We start from the raw sequence: 21718 nt of genomic DNA on the forward strand, positions 1-21718 counted from the left end.
TGGGGAAAAACACTACGGTTTCCCTATTGGTGGCAGAGATTGGCTGGCGGCAGCTTATAAAATTATAGAGGACTAATATTATGAAAGCTTACCGGTTGCTTGATTTTAGAAGCTTAGATGATCTTCAACAGTGTGAAGAAGAGACGCCGCGACCGCAACGAGGCGAAGTATTAATCCGGGTTCGGGCCGTTTCACTGAATTATCGTGATATTGCCATGCTGGGCAATCGCTATCCCCTTAGTCATCGTAAGGGCTTGGTGCCGACCAGCGATGGCGCGGGGGAGGTTGTCGACGTCGGGCCGGATGTGCACGATTTTAAAATAGGCGATCGGGTGGTGGGTCTATTCCATGCCCGCTGGTTTGGCGGGCGTATGCCGATGTATTCGAATCAGCGCGGTTATGGCAGTGAGAACGATGGCTGGCTTTGCGAATTCAAAGTGGTTAGCCAGGAAGCTGTCGTTCATATGCCCGACAATCTTTCCTTTGAGGAGGCGGCGACCCTGCCTTGCGCAGCGGTCACGGCATGGAACGCATTGAGCGGCACCGCGCAAATACGCGCTGGACACACCGTACTTATCCAAGGAACCGGCGGCGTCTCTATCTTCGCTTTGCAATTTGCCCGGGTTCTTGGCGCGTCGGTCATTGCAACAACCTCAAGTGCCGCCAAGGCGGAACGATTACGCCAGTTTGGCGCCAGCGAGGTTATCAATTACCAGGTAGAACCCCATTGGGGCGAGCGGGTGCGTGAATTGACGCAGGGCAAGGGCGTTGATCGTATTGTGGAAGTCGGTGGACCGGGAACTATCGCCGAGTCGCTGCGCGCGATTGCTCCTGGCGGCGAAATCGCATCCATTGGCTTTTTAAGCGCCCAGGGAGCAGGCATCGATTTTTTAGCGTTATTTGGCAGCCTGGCAACCTTCAGGCCGTTTTCAGTGGGCAGTCGTGAAACGCTGGAAGATGTTTGTGCAATAATGGCGATGTCCAATATCAAACCAGTGATTGACCGCATTTTTGAGTTTAACGATGCCAGGGCAGCTTATGCCCACCTCGACAGCGGTTCGCATTTTGGCAAGGTGGTCGTCCGTTGCTGAATGAATCGGACCGCCAACCGTGGTGAAACATAACGCCGCGCAAGCCGGCCTGGTCGATAGCGGTAAAGCCGTAAGATAAAGCGCTGCCCTCTAGCAGTAGGCTTACTCCGCCACGGGCCAAAGCATGGGGTTTCGCTAGTCTTTCGGCGGCGCTTCAACGTCTGACAACGCGAGCACGCCTTTTGAAAGCCGATCGCCTTGGATCTTGACTGACGCCACGGCCGCGTTGAGTTCGCGCAGTTCATTGGGAGTGAACCTTATCGCGGTGGCGCCAAGGTTTTCTTCCATATGGGCAATTTTCGTGGTGCCGGGGATCGGCACAATCCAGGGTTTTTGCGCCAGCAGCCACGCCAGCGCCAGTTGGGCCGGCGTCGCGTTCTTACGTTCGGCCCAGGTCCTGACCACGTCCACCAGCGCCATGTTGGCGCGCAGGGCATCGGGGGCGAAGCGGGGCACTGTAGCGCGAAACTCCCGCGGACCGTCGGCAACGAAGCGCGTATCGGCGGTGATCTTGCCGGTCAGAAAGCCCATGCCAAGCGGGCTCCAGGAGACAAAACCAATGCCCAGCTCCTCGCAGACCGGCAGGACCGCCGCCTGCGGTCCACGCCAAAGCATTGAGTACTCGTTCTGGATAGCCGTCAGCGGATGCACCGCATGCGCACGGCGGATGGTCTGGATGCCGGGTTCGGAAAGGCCGTAGTGCAGCACTTTGCCCTCGGCGATCAGATCCTTGATCGCCCCGGCCACGTCTTCGATCGGCACGGCCGGGTCGACGCGGTGTTGGTAGAGCAGGTCGATGCGATCGGTGCGCAGACGCCGCAGCATGCCTTCGACCACGAGCTTGATGTGTTCCGGCCGGCTGTTGAGGCCGCCGAGCGGCTTGCCTGTCTTTTGATCGAAATTCCAGCCGTATTTGGTCTCAATGACCACTTTTTCGCGTATGCCCTGCAGTGCCTCGCCGACAATTTCTTCGGAGATGAAGGGACCGTAGGCTTCAGCGGTGTCGATAAGCGTAATTCCACGCTCGACTGCCGTCCTGATGAGTGTTATCGCCGCTTTCCGGTCGAGGGGGCTATGATAGAAGTCGGATACCGAATCCCTGGTCGTACCCGGTACCCACTGGCAGCCCAGGCCAATGGAGGAGACTTCAAGGGTGCCCAGTTTGCGCCGCTGGCTGGCCGGCAGTGAACCGGCGATGGAAGAGGTCTGGATATCGGCCGCGAAAGCTGCGGACGTCATACAGGCAGAGAGCACCCATGGCGCAATGCCCAGGATTGCGGCTGAAGCCAGCAAATGACGGCGCTGCAGGTTTATTGTTTCGCGGCCACTTGGCTCGCGTTGTAAATCAATACCAGACATGGGCAGTTCCTTTGATTTGTCTAACTTAGGCAGCGTTGCCAGCGCGTCGGATTTGACTTTCAACAGTGTTACCGTCCGTCGTTCCCGGTTCGCCACCGCGCGATGCCAAAAAGCTAAATCCTTGACAAGGCGGTGTCGCTACTTCGTCGCTGCGTGCGACGTCGCGGTTTGATACTGGTCGTTCGATACCTTTTCCAGCCAATCGACCGATTTTCCGTCAAGCGCTTCGGCGATGGCCATGTGGGTCATACCGGTGGTGGCGGCGGCGCCATGCCAGTGTTTGGCACCTGGTGGGATCTGGACGATATCACCCGGTCGGATTTCTTGCGGTGATTTTCCCCATTGCTGAACCCAGCCCACGCCGGCTGTGACGATCAAGGTTTGCCCCAGTGGATGGGTATGCCAGGCGGTGCGAGCACCAGGCTCGAACGTGACTATACCGCCGCCGGCCCTGCCCGGCGAGATCGCCTGAAAACGGGAATCCACACGAACCGACCCCGTAAAATTCTTCTCGGGACCTGCGCTGGACGCCTGCGAGCCGGCACGGGTGACCATCACCTCTGGAATCTGCCGGGCTGATACATTCGCAGCAAGAAGCAGCAAAACGGCGGTATTCAATGCAAGTGACTTCATCGGCGGTCCTTATCGTCCTGCTTAATTGAATGGATTCTTCCTTGAGCGGTTCGATAGGCTCAAGCGAGCTTTTGGTCAGTCGTTTATCACTACTGCTTTCAGCCATTCCGTCATACTTTCCATAGTGCGTCTTTGCTGATCCGCCTCCATCTCGAAACCCCATATCAACCGCGCATTCGAGGCGCGGCAATGAAGAGGCGAGGGACCTGTGCGACGCTGTTGTGACGCATTCTTACTATGAGCCTTACTATAGATAATGGATCTGGCGGCGACTAGATGGTAAAGTTGGGAAACACTTGTGAGTCATTTTCATGAATAATATCTATAGGGACAATGGCAATGCCGAGAGATAACTACAGTGATCTGTTGGTCTTCATTGCGGTGGCACGCGAAAAAAGTTTTACGCGCGCTGCCGCGCAACTCGGAATGTCCCAGTCGGCACTGAGCCACACCATGCGTTCCCTTGAAGAAAGAATGGGGGTCCGTCTGCTGACCCGAACCACCCGCAGCGTATCGCCGACAGAGGTCGGTCAACGCTTGATAGATCGCATTGCGCCCCGGTTCGAGGAAATCGAGGAGGAAATGACAGCCGTCGGCGAATTGCGCGACAAGCCCGCAGGCACCATTCGTATTTCAGCTACTGAAAATGCGGCCGAAACCGTATTGTGGCCCAGGCTGGTCAAACTGCTGCCCAAGTATCCCGATATCAAGGTCGAACTCATTGTGGAGTCCCGTTTTACCGATATTGTCGCTGAACGATATGACATGGGGATACGCTTGGGCAGTGAAGTGGCTCGTGATATGACGGCTATAAGGATCGCACCGGACATGCGTGTGGCGATTGTTGCTTCGCCAGACTACCTGGCAAGGCGTCCTGCTCCCGGAACGCCGCACGATCTCACGGAGCATGAGTGTATCAATTTATATCTGATGAGCCACGGCGAAATCTACGCCTGGGAGTTCAAAAAAGGCCCGCAGCAATTGAATGTGCGGGTCGACGGTCAACTGGTTTTTAATAGCACCAGGCAGATTCTGCATGCCGCGCTGGCAGGTTTCGGTCTGGGATATGTGCCGGAGGAAATGGCGCAGCCCTATATTAACCGTGGCGAGCTAATACAGGTTTTGAAAGAGTGGAGCCCAATATTTCCGGGGTATCACCTCTGTTATCCGATACGCCGTCAATCTTCTTCGCGAGCCATGGCCGTGCTGATTGAAGCGCTACGCTATCCGTCCGATCTGGCGGAGGTGTCCTAGAATGGCCCGCAAAAACTTCAGCCAGGTCCTCGCCTTTATCAACGTCGTGCGCGAAGGAAGCTTTACCCGGGCGGCTGCCTTGCTTGGCGTAACCCCTTCCGCATTAAGCCATGCCATCAGTGGACTCGAAGCTCAGGTGGGCGTCCAATTGCTGACCCGCACCACCCGGAATATTTCCACTACCGAAGCCGGGGAACGGCTATTCCTTAACGTTTCGACTCGTCTTGAGGAGATCGATGCTGAACTGGGCGTCGTGGATGCGCTGCGTGACAAGCCCGCAGGAACGGTTCGTATTACATCGGCTGAGCACGCTGCAAACAGTGTGCTGTGGCCCAAACTATCCAAAGTCCTCGGCGAATATCCCGATATCAATGTCGAGATCACTATTGATTACACCATGGCGGACATCGTGTCCCAGCGCTACGACGCCGGTGTTCGCCTGGGCAATCAGGTGGCTAAGGACATGATCGCCGTGCGTATCGGTCCCGATATGCGCATCGCTGTCGTCGGCTCACCTGCCTATTTGGCAAAGCGGCCTCTGCCCGGGACGCCAAATGATTTGGCTCAGCACAATTGCATCAATCTTCGGCTTCCAACCCATGGCGGCTTATTGCCGTGGGATTTTGATAAGGATGGACAGCAGGTCAAGCTCCGTGTGTCGGGACAATGGGTATTTAACAACAGTTCGTCCATCGTCAGGGCGGCACTGGCTGGACACGGCCTGGCCTTTGTCCCCGAAGACATGGTGCTTGAGCACATCGCCGAGGGAAGGTTGATTCGTATGCTTAATGATTGGTGCGATCCCTATCCCGGCTATCATCTCTACTATCCGAACCGGCGGCAATTTTCTCCTGCCTTATCCGTCATCGTCGATGCGCTGCGCTACCCGGAGTGATGACGCTTGTGATGCCGATATTGAATACTGGGAAAGCACCGGGCTGGCGCATTAACGGGAATCTACTGGCCCGCGTTCACTTTATCACTCGGGGATTGTGTTCATTTTAAGTCATGCTTTTTTTTATTTAGCTGGAGTAATTCATTGGCCCGAATCAAGGATTTCGACATGTCTTCGATCGACATTCTTTCATTCATGGCCATCTCGCGAATGATCGCGTAGGCTTCAAGTTCATCAACGCCCCGGATGGTGGAAATAATCACCTTTGCCTGACTGATGACATCGGCAATACGTAATTTGGTGGAAAGTTTTTCCATGCGACGGTTTAAGTCCTTCCAGTCGTAATGATTTTTAAATGCCATCACCAGGCTGGAAAGTACCCCGATTGGACGGATGGGACTGCTCATCAATGTCTTAGCCCCTACATGCAGCGCGGCGTCGATAACGGTGGGATTTTCATAATTGATAATGGCAATGACCGGGATATCCGTATGCTGCATCAGGTATTCATCAGCGAGGTATTCCATGCGCACGGCCCAGAATATCGCGTCGATATCGTCGGGCACCTCTTTTACTGGCGGCCATATAGTCAGGCTTTGGCAGCCAATACGGTGCAGTTGCTGCGTGAGAATTTTGAGGTCATCATCATCAGGATGAAATATAACGACTTTACAGCTCCTGATACGTCTGAAAAAACGCAGGCTGGCGCTTTTGTTTTTTGCCCGGTTGAAAATTTTATGCGTTATCATTATCAACCCCAGGCGGAGAATAGTTAACAAAGTAGGGATCTGCATCCACCCCTTGAGTGACTTCTTTGATAATGGAAAATTGCCCCTGTTTATTCACTTTGCCAATTTTAGGATACAATAATGTGTGATTATTGTGCGGATTGATTTTCACCCTTCCTTGCGGGGCGTCATATTCGCTGTTCAGCAGATACGGAAACAGCTGGCTTATGTCATCGGTATCGGATTTTGCCATTGCATTAGCGAAAAGATGCACCTGAAAATAGGCGGCCTCCCAACACATATTCGGCTCAACGGTATAAAACGGGCTAGATTTAAATCGGCTGAGAACGTCTTTATTGCGTTTAGAATCAATTGATTGAAAATAGGGCGCTGAAGTGATATGTCCTGCTGACACCCCCGTGCGCATTTCTGAAATTTCCGCTTCGCTGGTGGTCAGGCTGGCTATTGGAATTTTATCTGGATGAAGTCCTGCATCATGGCAGGCTAAATAAAATTCTTGGGTACTTCTACCAACCACTGTGGAAAATATAAAATCGGGGTGGGTTAATTTAATGTCCTGTACAATAGAGTGAAAATCTTCCCGGCCGGCATTCAGATCCACATAACGCTCGCTCACCACCGCCCCTCCCGGAAAGTTGGTCATGAAATCGCTCATGATGCGATTTGACTCATAAGGGTAAATATAATTACTGCCAACCATATAAACACGGGTACCATAATTGCTTGCCATATAATCAGCCAAAAAAAAGCTATTTTGATTGGGAGACGCACCGGTGTAGATGATATTGTTTGAAAATTCAAAACCTTCATAAGGTGTTGGGTAAAAGAGTAATTTTTGCCATTTTTCTATAATAGGCATTACGGCTTTTCGCGTGCTGGACATATAACAGCCGAAAACCACGTTGACCAGATCTTCTTTTATCAGTTTTTCCGCATAAACAGCGAAACGGTAAGGCGAACTGGCGGGATCGTAGTAAATAGGAATAATTTCCCTGCCATTGATTCCTCCATTATTGTTGATTTCTTCAATGGCAAAAAATGTTCCCTCCATTTGCGATCTTTCGATTTTTGAGGTGAATCCCGTCGAGGAGAATAAGACGCCAACCCTGACGGCATCACTATGCTTGTTTAATATCATTGGTTAATTTCCTTTTCCAGTTTTCGCCAGGATTTTTGTTGAATATGATATTTGGATTATATGTCATCCGCGATATCCAGTAGTTAAAAGCAGAATAAAAATAAAGCAACCGGATTGAAAATCATATTTACTTATACGATGTGATAATTGAATTACGTCGCTGGTAACGATTTACTTAGTCGGATGTGTCATAAGATGTTTTCTATCCAGCATATTAACCATGTACTAATATGTATGGCGATATTAAAATCTTTCAATAAATGCGCTGATGTATAAGAAAAACATCTTCAAGGGAATGATTTATGTAACCATCTTAATCCTAAGGAAAATTTGTAAAAAGATAAATTCGATATGCCTAATATCAATAGGTTAAAAAAAATAATCTCATGTTGCCGGGGTGTTGACTTTAGGCACCCTGATGTTTAAGGTTTAACCATGTTATCGCCCAGATGGCCGATATCACTCCAGGCAAGAGAGCCTCTAAAAATGCGTTCAACCACGCATTTTTGGGGCTCTTTTTTTTTGCCTTGATGAGCTATAAAGCCCGCCGGCTTGCCGCCAGCCAGAATGTTGACTCTCTGGTTCGCGAAGACGGGCCAATGTATCGCCGGGCTGAAATGTTAAACACAGACGAGGTAGGATGTATGCCATCAGCGATTGGGATAGATTTACTACGCGGCAGGCCGGTTCCGGCCATCGGCAGTACCGATGCCAAACTGCGCCAGCGCAAACTTGACGCCTTAACCCGAGGTATACACCGTATCAGCGATGACGAGGCGGTGCCTTACAATGTTCATCTGGTATGTATCGGCATGGCGGCCAATGCTTTCTTGCGTCAATTTGTCAGCCAAATGCCGGACACTCTGCTGGATCATGAACGGTCACGGCTGAGCATCCTTTCGGTGGATATGGCCGGAGAGGCCGACGCTGGTCTCCCAGTATTGCCCGCGGCCCTGGACGGTAATAAATACTTTTATGAATCATTGGCAATCGAGCAAGGTAAACCCGATGCGCTTGGCGATTTTTTCAGCCAGCACGCCGCGCACCTCCAACTGGAATATCCCTTGATACCTAATCCGGATACCTTTGCTCCCTGGCTAACGGAATCGGAGCGGAACGCGCCGGACCGGGATAGCCTCAGCCGGGCCTATGTCAAGGCCATGTATAGCCTGGCCTATTATCACGGTGAACGGCCCGCCTGGCATGCCCTGAAAAGATTCGCCCAAAGCGTCGGCCAAACAGAAACCGAATCCGTGGTCTGCATTGTGTTTTCCCTGGCTGATGCGGTCGGAAGCGCTATTGCGATGGATCTCAGCCGGCATTTATCCACCGTGCGGTTCGGTCGCCGGATCCTGGTTACTGGCATAGGTCTGGCACCGGCTTCGGCGGCGAATGACACTATCGCGCCGGCGAATGTCTATACCACGTTAAATGAATTGGAATGTCTGTGTAATGATCAATTGAATCAGCGTATTACGCCATCGTGCGGTGATTTGTTCAAAAATCCCTTTACCGCAGGTTTCCTGATGGTGCCGGACCTGGAGCCGACCCCATCAGAACAAGGGAAGTTGTATCAGGCGTTATCTTCATTGCTGCAGGATCGCGCCGGAGCAGGGTTGTGGGAAATACTACGCCAGCTTAACTGGCTGGCGGCGCCATTGACGCAACATTCAGCCGCACGTACCCCGTGGGGCAATCGCTGGCTGCACGTGTTGGTCATGATGGCGGTAAAAGAGCCATCGGCATTTGCCGCGTTGAAAAACCAGCTAGGCATTTCCGACGGCTATGAGCCGGCTTTTGTCGAAGTGGTTTGCGCGCGTTTGAGTAAAAAAACGGCCGAACAACTGACCCGCGCGATCCACCAGTCTTTCGGGCAGAACATCATGGTGAATCATTACGCCGCCGGCTCCGCTCAAGAGATGCGTTTTATCCTGCCGTCCCTGGCGAAAAGCGATCTGCGGCTGTTCGCGCAGGCGAAAGCGCGTTATGACGCAAGTAGCCAAAATGAAAAAAGGCTATCCCATGCCTTATTACTCGAACAGGGTTTGCTGCTTTGCGAGCCTTCCGACGCGCAGACAGGCGTGGCCGGCCGCAATATCATAACCGGCAAACGATGGATAAATCTGCCATACCCGGCTATTCGGGGAGAAATATAAAGGAGTCCACCATGCCGCTTAACTGGAACGATGTGATCATAAAATACGGTGACGGCTACCAGGTCCCCACTGTAGTGGGCGATAAATTTCTGCATATTGAGAAAGTCGATAATGAGGCTATTACCATCTCATCACCTATTTGGCGAACACAATTGCACAGGGAAAACCTGGAAAAAGGCGTCAGGTTAATAGAGGAAGGCATAATATCCTCCGACCCGGGATTATTTGTCGAAGACTATATCTTATATGTCGCCAATGAGCGGGCAACCTCCGTTGCGCATATCTTAAGAGATCTCGGATTTTTGGATAAAATCGAAACTTTCAGTGTTCGCTGTTGAATTCAGTGTGATTAAGTTGTGGCTTTGTACCGCATATTCAACCGAATATGCGCAATGTTAATCATGTACTCCAGGAGAATATAAAATGACAGCTTCTTTATATAACAGCGCTACCGGTGTCCAGGCTCCGCACTGCTTGCATGCCATCGGTATTGGCAGGACCGGCATTGCGTATGTGGAAGCTTTGCTGCGCACCGGTGAAGTCGAGGACTTATTGGAGGATCCGCGTGCCCGCTTTGCCGCCATGGTGGTTGATATCGGCGATCAGGATATGCAAATCGCCAAGGATTATGCCGGCGCCTTGGTAAAACGTCTTGAGGAGCGCGGCATTCCCGCTTCGCGTTTCAAATTCCAGGCTATTGTTCTGGATATGAAGGATACGGACAGCTACTTTTCAGGGATGAACCGCACGCGTGAATATCTGAAACTGGAATATCCCCGTTATTATTGGAATCCCAATTACGAGTCCTATGTGCCCCATGATACTAAATTCCCCAAGGCGGGAGAGCATTTCCCACGCTCCATTGCCAAGGGTTTATACGCCAATGCCTATTATGACGGCAACCGCCCGATGCATAACGCGTTGGAGCAATTCGTCAGCCATATTGAAGAGGCAACCTTACCCTCTATGATTACGGTGTCCTTCAGCCTGGCGGGGGGAACCGGCAGCGGGATCGTGATGGATTTGGCGCGCCACCTGGCGACGGTAAAACTGGGGCGCCGCATGCCTGTGATAGGCGTCGGCCAGTTGCCCCATAGCGGCGATCCGGATATCTACAAAGAAAGTCCAGGGCTTTACACCACGCTTAATGAGCTCGATTGCATGCTTGATGACGATAAAAATGCTGGCGTGACCACAGTTTGGGGCGATCTGTACCGTAGCCCCTTTACCGGCGGGTTCTTTGTCGTAAATCCAGAGCAAAGCTGGCAACGGCTGTCATCCTATACCGATACCGGCAATCAAAAAGTACGCCATGAATTTAAACAACTGGTGACTAATCGCTTCGTCGCCGATTCTTTTATGCGGTTCGCCGTGCTTGACAAGAGCCGGGTATTATTTCGTTCTTTACGTCCGACCGGCTTCACCGGCGCACCGCACGAAACCATCAGTTCCAAATCCCGCAACTGGACGCTGTTCAACGTTGCCAAGCTGACCCATCCCGGGGTGCAGGTGCTCCCAGGACAAAGCGGCGATGTCTGGGATGAAACCCTGGCGCAGTGGACTAAGTTTATTGCGACTTTCGACGGTTTGACCGACAGTTTCGAAACCGATTTTGCCGAACTGCATATCCATTGCTCTCGCGAAATGAACCTGGAAAAACTGACGCACAATGTCAAGGAAGCCATTACCGGCAGCTATCTGATGGAAACCGGCTCGTCGCTGCAAGTCTATCATTACGAATTTTTTGATGCCCTGACGTCTTACTGCAACGTGATTTTACCCGGGGTGGCAAAAACCGATTTGGCCGCGTTCTGGAATAGCCAGAAGAATTACGATGCGCTCAACTGGAAAGCGAAGCTGGCTGAACATGCCTGGCTTATCGATCTCGGACCGATGATTTCCGAACCCGCCATTCGTTTTAAAGGCATGGCCGGTGAATGTATCTGGGGATGCGCCTGCTGGGTGGTGGTGCCTTACGATCAACTGCGCGGTGATGTATTGCCGCCGGCCAACCGTAAAGTGATTCGCGAGGAGGCGATTCGAAAAATGACGGAAACGGTGGTTGCCACACCGCAGTAATCACCCACCCTCCCAGGCTCGATTATTTCATCTTTAGGGTAGCTGACATAAAGGTCAACTGCTACAGGGGCTATTATGATTAACAAACGGCATATCGCCATCACAGTGATTACCGGCTATTTAGGTTCCGGAAAAACGACTTTATTAAATCATATGCTTTTGCAAAATGAAGGCGCCAAAATCGCGGTTATTGTCAATGAATTCGGTGAAATGAGCATTGACGCAAAACTGTTAGTCACACACAGCGATGAGCAGCTGATTGAATTTAATAACGGCTGTTTATGCTGCACGGTGCGCGGTGATCTTATAGAAACGATTGATCAGCTGATGCAGCGCTCGGATGATATTGAATATATATTTATTGAAACAACCGGCCTTGCCGACCCGGCGCCGGTGGCGTCCACTTTTTTTGTTTCCGATGAGATAAGCCGCCGCGCCCAGTTGGACGCGTTTATCTCGGTGGTGGATGCGGTTAATATTGATAAAAATCTTGCAGGTAGCCTGGAGGCAAAAGAGCAAATTGCTTTTGCCGATATTATCATCCTGAACAAAGCCGATCTGGTTACGCCCGAAAGGCTCCATCAGGTCAAACAACGGATACAATCTCTCAATCCCATTGCGCATATCCACGTCAGTGAATATGGCCGCGTGGATATCACCGAACTCATGAATACCCATGGCTTTAGTTTGACGGAAAAATTGAAAATTGAGCCTGATTTATTAACCGATCATACCCATGAGCATGACCCATCCATTTCTACCCTGGTGCTGCGGGAACGCTCGCCGCTGGATATTAACCGTTTCATGGCATGGATGACCGCACTGCTCGCTGTGGATGGCGATAAAATGATTCGGACGAAAGGTCTGCTAAATGCCAAGGGTTTTACGGAACCGGTGGTATTTCAGAGCGTGCGCATGCTCACCACGCTAAATCATCTCGATGAATGGATGGGGGATGCCGTACATGAAAGCGAGTTGGTGGTAATTGGTAAAGATCTTGATCCCGAGATGCTGAAAGCTGAATTTTCCCATTGCGTTTTTACCCCCCGGAACGGAGTGATTATATTATGACTGAATTAAACCTACAGCTATCAAGTTTACTGATCATGTTTGCCCTAGGATTGAGGCATGGCCTCGATCCCGATCATATCGCCTGTATCGACGGCCTGACCTGGCATGCTATCAGGCATAAGCATGGTCATGCCAAGTGGGTGGGGACATTGTTTGCCATCGGCCACGGCGGCCTGGTGACAGGCATTGCCATATTCGTAAGCTATTTTACGCAAACCCTTACCTTGCCCCCCCCTGTGCGGTTTTCCCTTGATTGGCTGCCGACGTTAATGCTCTTGGCCATTGGCGTGACAAATCTGTGGACACTAATGAACAGCGCCAATTACCGCCCGGTAGGTTGGAAAATGAAATTGTTCCCGACCCGATTATTAAAACAGTCCAATCCGTTGTCTATTATTCTGGTCGGGGTCATATTCGCCGCGGTGTTCGATACGGCGACGCAGGCGGCGGCGTGGGGTTATGTTGCCAGCAATAGCAATCAAAATTGGCAGGCGATGTATGCGGCCATCATGGGATGCGTATTTACCGCCGGCATGATGATAACCGATACCATGGATGGCAGGATTGTTAACCGGCTAAGCCAGCAGACGGAGTCAATACAGACAAAAAACGTCTGGCGCAACAGCCTGGGCTACCTGATTGTATTTATGTCTTTTTTCGTGGCTGTTTATAACATTACAGTCGAGTTTAATCCTGAAATTGCTTTTAACGAGCTTGTCTTCACTATGGTCGGGGCAGGGTTTGTCATTTTAATGTTGCTATTTTTAGCCTTTCATTATTTCCGTAATAAAAAATATAGCCATAAAAAATCCATGGATACGCTGGCCTAGATTATTGCCAGTGGAGTAAATGGCGATAAGTGTGTTATGCGTCACGCACCCTTATAAAGCAGGCCTGGGGTTATTCTTGTAATTGTTAAATTTCACATCGCAATGATGTGCCGATACCCTTTTTCTTAAAAACATGTAAGGAGTTAATATGCGTCATGGTGATATTTCCAGTAGCCCGACCAGTGTCGGGGTCGCGGTTGTAAACTATAAAATCCCGCGTTTGCATACCCGGCAGGAAGTTATGGAGAATGCGCGAAAAATAGCGGAAGTGGTTAAAGGTGTTAAATCAGGCCTGCCGGGGATGGACTTAATTATTTTCCCTGAGTATAGCACCATGGGCATTATGTACGATCCGGACGAAATGATGACCACGGCGTCGACCATTCCTGGTGATGAAACGGCGGTTTTTTCGGCTGCATGCCGTGAAGCTAATGTGTGGGGCGTGTTTTCCATTACCGGCGAACGGCATGAGGAACATCCGGCCAAAGTCCCGTATAACACCCTGATCCTGATTGACAATCAAGGCGATATTATTCAAAAATATCGCAAAATCCTGCCGTGGGTCCCGGTGGAGGGGTGGTATCCTGGCGATACCACTCATGTGGTCGCGGGACCGAAAGGGATCAATATTAGTCTTATCATCTGTGATGATGGTAATTACCCGGAAATATGGCGCGATTGCGCCATGAAGGGCGCCGAGTTGATTGTCAGGTGCCAGGGGTATATGTATCCGGCGAAAGACCAGCAGGTGCTTATTTCCAAAGCCATGGCCTGGGCCAATAACTGCTATGTCGCGGTGGCGAACTGCACCGGCTTTGATGGCGTTTATACCTATTTCGGCCATTCCGCCATTATCGGGTTTGACGGCCATACGCTGGGTGAATGCGGGGAAGAGGAGATGGGTATTCAGTATGCCCAGTTGTCGATACCTGAAATTCGCGATGCGCGTAAATACGATCAGTCACAGAACCATCTTTTTAAATTGCTCCATCGAGGCTATACCGGCGTCTATCATTCGGGCGATGGTGAAAAGGGCATTGCCGAATGTCCGTTTGATTTCTACCGGACCTGGGTGCTGGATGCGAAAAAAGCGCAGGAAAACGTGGAGCGCATCACCCGCGGCACCATCGGCGTGGCGCAATGTCCTTATGGCGATTTGCCGCATGATGCCGTCGGCAGCGAAAGCTGAGCCGCCATTGCTCTATCCCGTTGAAGATCAACCCGCAACCCGCTTAAGGAACCTTAAGCGGGTTGTTTATGCGTTTTAATCTCACTTTATTACACCGCAATATTCTTATTTCAAGCTGCAATTTTCATACGCAGATATCATACGCTGACGCCCGCCAGGCTTTGGAAGAGCGGTCGCGTTGGCCGGACGGTGTGTTCCTGCACAAGCTTGGCCGCCCTGTATCACGGCATCGCGCCCGGGTGTTGAATGCGCCCGAAAAGGTGATTGGTCCGGGACTGAGGGACCCTATTGTCGCCTCAAGCGGTGTTAATGCGTGGTGGCGCCATCTGTACAGGGTTATTGGTGAATAAGATTCATTGGTGCAATCTGAAATTCACCTCTAATCGTGAATTGCAATCCTTGATAACCTTATAAAGGTTAATTATTTAATATCTCATTAATTCGCTTTTAGAGCCTAATCTCTATAATTCGTAACGCAAAACAGGCGATTCCGGAGAAAAGTATGACGATGAATGTACGTGGTTACGCCGCACTGGCCGTGAAAGAAGATTTGGTGCCGCACAATTTTGTGCGCCGCGATCCCCGGGCTAATGATGTGGTGATTGAAATTTTGTACAGTGGCGTGTGCCATTCAGATATTCATAATGCTTACAATGATTGGGGCAATGCGACCTTCCCAATGGTGCCCGGGCATGAAATCATTGGCCGCGTCACCCGGGTGGGGGCGGAAGTTACGCGTTTTAAAGCCGGTGATCATGTTGGCGTCGGTTGCATGGTGGATTCCTGCCAGCACTGCGATCCTTGTAAGCAGGGGCTTGAGCAGTATTGCGAAGAAGGCAATACGCTGACCTACAACGATATCGATCGTCACGATAAAATGCCGACCTATGGCGGCTACTCCGAAACCATCGTGGTATCGGATAAGTTCGTGGTCAAAGTGCCGGATGGCCTGGATCTGAAGGGCGCGGCGCCGCTATTGTGCGCCGGTATCACTACCTGGTCGCCATTGCGCCACTGGAAAGTAGGCAAAGGGACCAAAGTGGCGGTGGTCGGCCTTGGCGGCTTGGGCCATATGGGGCTGAAATTCGCCAAAGCGTTAGGCGCCGAGGTCACACTCTTTAGCCGTTCTCCCGGTAAAGAGCAGGATGCGCGCCGGCTTGGTGCCGATCACATAGTGATCTCCACCGATGACGACCAAATGGCGGCAGTAAAAGGAGAATTTGACCTTATCGTCGATACGGTGCCTTATGTTCACGATCTTAAGCCTTATGTCACGACGCTCGCCCTTAACGGTACCTTGGTGCTGGTGGGCTATTTGGGCGAACTGGACCCGGTGCTGAACTCCGCACCGCTGGTCCTGGGACGTAAATCAGTCGCCGGTTCGGTGATTGGCGGCATTGCAGAAACCCAGGAAATGCTGGATTTTTGTGGTGAGCACGGCATCACTGCTGATGTTGAAATGATTAATATCCAGGATATCAATGATGCCTGGAAACGCATGCTGAAAAGTGATGTGAAATATCGCTTTGTTATAGATATTTCTTCTTTAACTGCATGATTAAAAAGATGAAAAGGCGACAGTACGTCGCCTTTTTCAAATAATTTTTTCAACTGATGATTAGTATTTATCGACTGCTAGAATTTTCACTCCTAATTATCTCCTGTTTTGCACAAAAAATCACCGTGACTCAACCTGTATTGTAATGATAAAAGTAGCTAATTACCTAAAATCCATACAGTATCAAGCCGGTAGAGAGGCCATGTCTATCACAAAACGATAGTGTACGTCCGCCTGTTCCATCCGCGTAAAAGCCTCGTTTATCTGATCCATACGGATCATCTCGCAGTCGGGCAGGATGTTTTTCTTTGCGCAGAAGTCGAGCATTTCCTGGGTTTCGCGAATGCCCCCGATGGGCGAGCCGGCGATCCGGCGACGGCCCAGGATCAGAGGCACGGTGCTCGGTTCGGCAAGGGGACCGACCTGGCCCACCAGTACTAATGTGCCGTCGATATCCAGCAGCGGCATATAAGGATTGAGATCGTGCTTGACCGGCACGGTGTCGATAATCAAATCGAACCCGGAGGCGGCTTTCGCCATGGCCTCCTCATCCGTGGAAATCAGCAGGCAGTCGGCGCCCAGGGCAAGGGCATCGGCTTCCTTGTTGGCGGTGCGGCTCAGGACAGTCACGTCCGCGCCCAGGCCAACCGCCAGCTTGACCGCCATATGGCCCAACCCGCCAAGGCCAATCACGCCGACCCGGCTGCCCGGACCGACGTTCCAGGTGCGCAGCGGTGAATAGGTGGTGATGCCGGCGCACAGTAGCGGTGCGGTCCGTGAAAGATCCAGCCCGTCCGGCACGCGCAGCACAAACTCTTCGCGCACCACTAAATGCTTGGAGTAACCGCCTTGTGTCGGTTCATGGGTAATGCGGTCCAGACCACAGTAGGTGCCGGTATTGCCTTCCCGGCACAGCTGCTCCTCTCCGTTATGGCACTGGTCACATTCCATACAACTGTCCACCATGCAGCCTACGGCCACCGCATCACCCACCTTATAGCGGGTGACGTCGGGGCCGACGTCGGTGACGCGGCCGACAATTTCATGACCGGGGACAATAGGGTAGGTTGTCCAGCCCCAGTCGTTATGCGCCGTATGGAGATCCGAATGGCAGACTCCACAAAAGAGTATCTCCATGGCGACATCGTTAGGGCGCAGCGCGCGCCGTTCGAATACAAACGGCGCCAATGGGGTAGTGGTACTGAAGGCGGCATAGCCGGTGGTTTTCATCTGTTGACTCCCTTGTTCTGGATAATGATAATTCAGGAACAGAACTCTTGAAGGTCCTGAATTGTCTGCTATTTATTAAAGCAGTCGTATCCGGCATTGTGAATATATCGCGTTGTGCTGTAAAAAGAGTAATACTTTGGCGGCTAAACAATAGGCGTATTCATGGATGATTCTTGCCTTATCCTCTTGGTTGATACCCGCAAGCCACTGCCAGAATATTAACAATGCCATTATCGCCGCCCTGACTGGGGAAATAAGTAAGCCGCGGCGGCGGAGATCTCAACTGGGGAAATCGGTGGTGACACTGATTTTTTCCCAGGCATTCACTTCTGTTAGCTGGGTTTCCAATTGGGAGCGGACATACTTAACGGCATCGCTGCCCAATAGCAGCCTGAAGGGCGCGTCAGCCGCCGCGACGGCCTTGATGATTACCTGGGCACCGCGCGCGCAATCGCCGGGCTGCTTACCATGGCTATTATCCTTTTCTTTCCGGCGCAGTCCGGCGGTATTGGCGTAATCAGCGATAACAGTCTTTGATTGCTGCAATGAACGGCCGGCAAAATCGGTACGAAACGCACCGGGTTCCACCACCAGCACCTTGATACCAAGCGGACTGATCTCTTTTCGCAGCGCGTCCGACATACCCTCTAGTGCGAATTTGGTCGCCGCGTAATATCCGGACCCTGGCTCGGCGCCGCGACCGGCGATGGATGAAACGTTGACGATGGCGCCGCTGCGCCGGGACCGCATGCCGGGGAGTATCGCCTTGATCATCTTTATTGGGCCAAAAAAATTGGTGGCGAACAGTTCGTCGACATCTGCCTCGTCGCCTTCCTCCACCGCAGCGCGGTAGCCGTGGCCGGCGTTGTTCACCAGCACGTCCACCCCGCCGAAGCGAGCTTCAGCCTGGCGCACCACCTCGGCAATCAGGGTATTGTCGGTCACATCCAGCGCGACGGCCAGCGCGGTGTCGGGATAGGATGTTACGATATCCTGAACCTTTGCCGGATCCCGCGCGGTAACCACCGCGTTCCATCCGCGCGCCAGAACCGCCTGCGCAAGATGGCGACCAAGTCCGGTAGAACAACCGGTAATTAACCATGTAGACATAGAGAAAGTACCTCAGATAAATGTGTTATCGTTTGGGACGAAAGCGTTTTCTTTCGCATAAGCTACAGTTTTTAACAATGATGAAGCATCCGATAAGCAGATTCTTGAGTGATAGCTGATAAATATTCCTCATCAGTACTGAAAGGGGGAATATCATTTTTACTCACAAGCACCTGACCAAAATCCATTCATTTCCGCAAAAGAATAATCAATTGCTTATATAAGGGACTATAGAAGAAATAGTGATGAAAAATTACTCTTATGTTTTACTTGCCGTTATGAGTGATATTCATGAGTCTTCGTGCTGGGATTACTTTACTTTCCGAGAGCCAGGACCATCCCTTCATATTCATTAGGAACAGTTATAGGTGATATAGCGTGGAAAAGGCGACATCGCCGAGGAGGAGAAAATTACCATTAATGCACCATTTTCATAAGTCTATGCGGATTTGCGGACTGTTTTATACAGTGTGCGCCTGTTAAGTTTAATGTTGGAATAATCGCTGCGTTGGTTCTGGAAACTCTGGATACGGCCCATTAACGCTTAATAGACCCAAAAACGACGGAATAGTCATGCCATGCCCACAAAATTGATCAATGGCAAAAAAAGAGTTATCACCACACTCACCGGTTCGTTACGACGGATCGTTAATATCCAACCTGAAGAGATCCCGGCGCTGGCATGGTCCTGGCTGTATGTGTTTGCCCTTTTCCTGGCTTATTATGTGTTGCGGCCGATTCGGGATGAGTTGGGCGTGGCGGGCGGCGTGCGCAATTTGCCCTGGCTTTTTACCGGCACGCTGCTGGCGATGCTGGCGGTGAATCCCCTGTTTGCCGCCGCGGTGCGGCGATGGCCGCGCGAGCGTTTTATTGCAGTAACCTATCGTTTTTTTATCGTCAATCTGCTTATCTTCATGCTGCTGATGACGGTGGCCACACCCGGCCAATCGGTGTGGGTCGGCAGGGCGTTCTTTATTTGGGTTTCCGTCTTTAATCTGTTTGTGGTGTCGGTATTCTGGTCGTTTATCGTCGATGTGTTCGACCGTGAACAAGGCAAGCGGCTGTTTGGTTTCCTGGCCGCCGGGGCGACGCTCGGCGGTTTGGTGGGCTCAAGCCTGACGGCGGGTTTTGTTGACAAGGTGGGGCAGAACGGATTGCTCATCATTGCCATGATCCTGCTTGAGATGGCCGTGTTTGCTTCGCGCCGGCTGTCCAGGGTCAGCGATGTCTTCCAACGCCCCCTGCGGGGCGACGAATCCAATAAGGCCCTGGGCGGGGGACTGTTCGCCGGCATGACGCATACCTTTCGCTCCCCCTATTTATTGGGCATTGCGTTTTTCATGTTGTTTTATAGCGTCACCTCCACCTTTTTGTATTTTCAGCAGGCCAGTATTGCCGAGGGTAATTTTGTGAACAGCGCGGCCAGGACGGTATTTTTTGCCCGTATAGATTTCTGGGTGAATGCCATCACCCTGGTTTTACAGCTTTTCCTGACCGGACGTCTTATCGGCTGGCTGGGTGTGGTGGTTACTCTGTGCGCGCTGCCGCTGTTTAGCCTGGTGGGATTTGCCGGCATTGCCGCTTATCCGGCGATCGGTTTATTCGTCGTGGTACAGGTGATGCGCCGGGTGACGAATTTCAGCCTGGCAAGGCCCACGCGCGAGGTCCTGTTCACCTCGGTGGCACGCGAGGATCGCTATAAAGCAAAAAATTTCATCGATACCGTGGTGTACCGCGTCGGCGATCAGGTCGCAGGGTGGACCTATGCCGGGCTGGTGGGGCTGGGGTTGAGCATGACGGGTATTTCCATCGTCGCCGTGCCGCTTTCCGCGCTTTGGCTCGGCTTAAGTGTCTGGCTTGGGACCCGCAGCCAGCTAACGCTATCCAGGACTGTTAATAGAGAGGTTGACTGAGATGAAGCTTTCGCGCCATACGGCTGTGGTCGCCCGATATTTGGCGGAAAAGTCATATGCTAAATTGTTTCAGATTGATTCGCAATTATATCCCTAGGGCATTCAGATGCTCACTGAAATAGATACCGAATGGCCGATGAAAAATAATAGATGAATATTTATTTCATGTAATTTTACTAAAATAGCCAGTTGAATTAATGAAAAAAACTCACAGGCCTTATCAATATATCGGTATAGTCAATTTTATTTTATTAGCTATACTAAAGTATTCTTGTTCTTCGCTGATTTTATTAAAGAAAGTTATATTTACTGCGGTGTCACTCTATTAGCAATCAATGTTTCTAAAAGAATAGGGTGTTTGGATTCTTTAAGGGTTTCGCGATACGGCAAATTGATATTTCGTTTGTTGAAGCTAAGTTCATGCTTTTCTATATTTTAACTGAGCTTGCGCGAAAATTTAATACCTAAATTTTCAGGGACTCTAAGAATGCAAAATCTCGATATCATGGTCATTGAACACGCAATTAATTGGATTAAAACACAACCGGTGTGGCTTTGCACCGTATTGAACACGTTTGGCTCTTCCCCCCGCCCACCCGGCACCATGATGTCTATCAATATGGCAGGTCAATTCTGCGGTTCATTGTCAGGAGGGTGTATCGAAGAAGATTTTATCCGCAGGATACAGGAAGGTGAGTTCCGGCATGCAAGCCAGGTTGTCCGTTATGGCGAGGGCGGGTTGCCCCCTGATCGCACATTGCCCTGCGGCGGTGTGCTTGATATTCTTATTGAGTATTTACCCGTGGCATCGCACTATACAAACCGTCTTGTGGAATTGCACCAGGCGCTCCTCGGGCGATTTTCTTTGCGAAAAGTCGTTGCGCCGCCGTTTAGTTGCGAATCTCTTGAAAAAGCGGAATGGCGTAGCAGTACGGTGGTAGAACGTCATGATGAAAAAATCGTTCTGACTATTGCGGTAGCGCCGCGCGTCATCATCGCCGGCTTGTCAGAAGTGGCCATTTGTTGCATGGAATTTGCCGTTGGGCTGGGTTTCGAAACCATCATATGTGAGACTCGGGACGATATCCTTGATAACTTCAGACATCGCATTCACCGCCAGGCCATCCTGAAAAATGTATTTCCCGCCAAGTACCTGGAGCTCAATGGTTGCCATGCCAATACTGCAATAGTGGCATTGACGCATGATCCGCGTATTGATGATTTGACCTTAATGGAAGCGGTCAATACCCCGGCGTTTTATCTGGGTGTGATGGGGTCGGAGCGTAATAGCAATACCCGGTTACGCCGGCTGGCTGAAATAGGGGGGTTAACCTCTCAGCAACTGGAACGGGTGCATGCACCTATCGGCATCAATATTGGCAGTAAAACCCCGGCGGAAATTGCCTTGTCGGTTATGTGCCATATTGTTAAAGAAAAAAATCATATCCCGTAGCAAGGATTAT

General features: G+C 51.1%; 19 protein-coding genes. 13 read left to right on the forward strand and 6 right to left on the reverse strand.

All coding sequences use genetic code 11. The annotated features are described in order from the left end of the window. Positions 1 to 80 precede the first annotated feature (80 nt). A complete protein-coding gene (locus tag ACL2XG_RS01220) occupies positions 81 to 1091 on the forward strand; it encodes a zinc-dependent alcohol dehydrogenase family protein (RefSeq protein ID WP_413723100.1) in 1011 nt (336 codons plus the stop codon). A gap of 135 nt (positions 1092 to 1226) precedes the next feature. On the opposite strand, the gene ACL2XG_RS01225 is transcribed toward ACL2XG_RS01220, so the two are convergent. Next, on the reverse strand, positions 1227 to 2450 hold the full coding sequence (locus ACL2XG_RS01225) for an aldo/keto reductase (protein WP_413723456.1): 1224 nt from the start codon (positions 2448 to 2450) through the stop codon (positions 1227 to 1229). 138 nt (positions 2451 to 2588) lie between these two features. Continuing rightward, positions 2589 to 3083 carry a cupin domain-containing protein gene (locus tag ACL2XG_RS01230; protein WP_413723099.1) on the reverse strand — a complete coding sequence of 165 codons (495 nt, stop codon included), beginning with the start codon at positions 3081 to 3083 and terminating at the stop codon, positions 2589 to 2591. A gap of 339 nt (positions 3084 to 3422) precedes the next feature. Here ACL2XG_RS01230 and ACL2XG_RS01235 point away from each other — a divergent pair, with 339 nt between their 5' ends. After that, on the forward strand, positions 3423 to 4337 hold the full coding sequence (locus tag ACL2XG_RS01235) for a LysR family transcriptional regulator (protein WP_413723098.1): 915 nt from the start codon (positions 3423 to 3425) through the stop codon (positions 4335 to 4337). A gap of 1 nt (position 4338) precedes the next feature. Continuing rightward, the gene (locus ACL2XG_RS01240; RefSeq protein ID WP_413723097.1) at positions 4339 to 5232 is read left to right on the forward strand and encodes a LysR family transcriptional regulator; all 894 of its coding nucleotides are present in this window, start codon (positions 4339 to 4341) and stop codon (positions 5230 to 5232) included. Positions 5233 to 5333: 101 nt separating this feature from the next. Here the strand turns inward: ACL2XG_RS01240 and ACL2XG_RS01245 are convergent, their stop codons facing one another. Both ACL2XG_RS01245 and ACL2XG_RS01250 read right to left on the reverse strand, forming a co-directional pair. After that, entirely contained in the window at positions 5334 to 5981 is a 648-nt protein-coding gene (locus tag ACL2XG_RS01245; protein ID WP_413723096.1) for an ANTAR domain-containing response regulator, read from the reverse strand. Then, positions 5968 to 7119 (reverse strand): transporter substrate-binding domain-containing protein, encoded by a 1152-nt coding sequence (locus ACL2XG_RS01250; protein ID WP_413723095.1) that lies wholly within the window; start codon positions 7117 to 7119, stop codon positions 5968 to 5970. The genes ACL2XG_RS01245 and ACL2XG_RS01250 overlap by 14 nt, the downstream gene beginning before the upstream one ends. A gap of 644 nt (positions 7120 to 7763) precedes the next feature. Here ACL2XG_RS01250 and ACL2XG_RS01255 point away from each other — a divergent pair. The 8 genes from ACL2XG_RS01255 to ACL2XG_RS01290 all read left to right on the forward strand — a co-directional run bounded on the left by ACL2XG_RS01255 (position 7764) and on the right by ACL2XG_RS01290 (position 16002). Further along, positions 7764 to 9275, forward strand: a complete 1512-nt coding sequence (locus ACL2XG_RS01255; protein WP_413723094.1) for a hypothetical protein — start codon at positions 7764 to 7766, stop codon at positions 9273 to 9275. An 11-nt stretch (positions 9276 to 9286) separates the two neighbouring features. Further along, complete coding sequence (locus tag ACL2XG_RS01260; RefSeq protein WP_413723093.1) at positions 9287 to 9613, forward strand: hypothetical protein; 327 nt, start codon at positions 9287 to 9289, stop codon at positions 9611 to 9613. Between the two features lie 85 nt (positions 9614 to 9698). Then, entirely contained in the window at positions 9699 to 11354 is a 1656-nt protein-coding gene (locus ACL2XG_RS01265) for a tubulin-like doman-containing protein (RefSeq protein WP_413723092.1), read from the forward strand. Between the two features lie 75 nt (positions 11355 to 11429). Continuing rightward, on the forward strand, positions 11430 to 12425 hold the full coding sequence (locus ACL2XG_RS01270) for a CobW family GTP-binding protein (RefSeq protein WP_413723091.1): 996 nt from the start codon (positions 11430 to 11432) through the stop codon (positions 12423 to 12425). Next, positions 12422 to 13255 (forward strand): hypothetical protein, encoded by an 834-nt coding sequence (locus ACL2XG_RS01275; protein WP_413723090.1) that lies wholly within the window; start codon positions 12422 to 12424, stop codon positions 13253 to 13255. The genes ACL2XG_RS01270 and ACL2XG_RS01275 overlap by 4 nt, the downstream gene beginning before the upstream one ends. Before the next feature lie 148 nt (positions 13256 to 13403). Further along, entirely contained in the window at positions 13404 to 14444 is a 1041-nt protein-coding gene (locus tag ACL2XG_RS01280; RefSeq protein ID WP_413723089.1) for an aliphatic amidase, read from the forward strand. A gap of 68 nt (positions 14445 to 14512) precedes the next feature. After that, a complete protein-coding gene (locus ACL2XG_RS01285) occupies positions 14513 to 14794 on the forward strand; it encodes a hypothetical protein (protein WP_413723088.1) in 282 nt (93 codons plus the stop codon). Between the two features lie 152 nt (positions 14795 to 14946). Continuing rightward, the gene (locus ACL2XG_RS01290) at positions 14947 to 16002 is read left to right on the forward strand and encodes an NAD(P)-dependent alcohol dehydrogenase (RefSeq protein ID WP_413723087.1); all 1056 of its coding nucleotides are present in this window, start codon (positions 14947 to 14949) and stop codon (positions 16000 to 16002) included. 183 nt (positions 16003 to 16185) lie between these two features. Here ACL2XG_RS01290 and ACL2XG_RS01295 read toward each other — a convergent pair whose 3' ends face one another. After that, the gene (locus ACL2XG_RS01295) at positions 16186 to 17232 is read right to left on the reverse strand and encodes an NAD(P)-dependent alcohol dehydrogenase (RefSeq protein WP_413723086.1); all 1047 of its coding nucleotides are present in this window, start codon (positions 17230 to 17232) and stop codon (positions 16186 to 16188) included. A gap of 279 nt (positions 17233 to 17511) precedes the next feature. Next, positions 17512 to 18342: an oxidoreductase gene (locus ACL2XG_RS01300; protein ID WP_413723085.1), complete on the reverse strand. Its 831-nt coding sequence runs from the start codon at positions 18340 to 18342 to the stop codon at positions 17512 to 17514. Positions 18343 to 18920: 578 nt separating this feature from the next. On the opposite strand from ACL2XG_RS01300, the gene ACL2XG_RS01305 reads away from it, so the two are divergent. Then, positions 18921 to 20255: an NTP/NDP exchange transporter gene (locus ACL2XG_RS01305; protein WP_413723084.1), complete on the forward strand. Its 1335-nt coding sequence runs from the start codon at positions 18921 to 18923 to the stop codon at positions 20253 to 20255. 487 nt (positions 20256 to 20742) lie between these two features. Next, positions 20743 to 21708 (forward strand): XdhC family protein, encoded by a 966-nt coding sequence (locus ACL2XG_RS01310; protein WP_413723083.1) that lies wholly within the window; start codon positions 20743 to 20745, stop codon positions 21706 to 21708. The last annotated feature ends 10 nt before the right edge of the window (positions 21709 to 21718 follow it).

This window comes from Sodalis sp. RH24 (assembly GCF_047324145.1).
GTDB lineage: Bacteria > Pseudomonadota > Gammaproteobacteria > Enterobacterales > Enterobacteriaceae > Acerihabitans.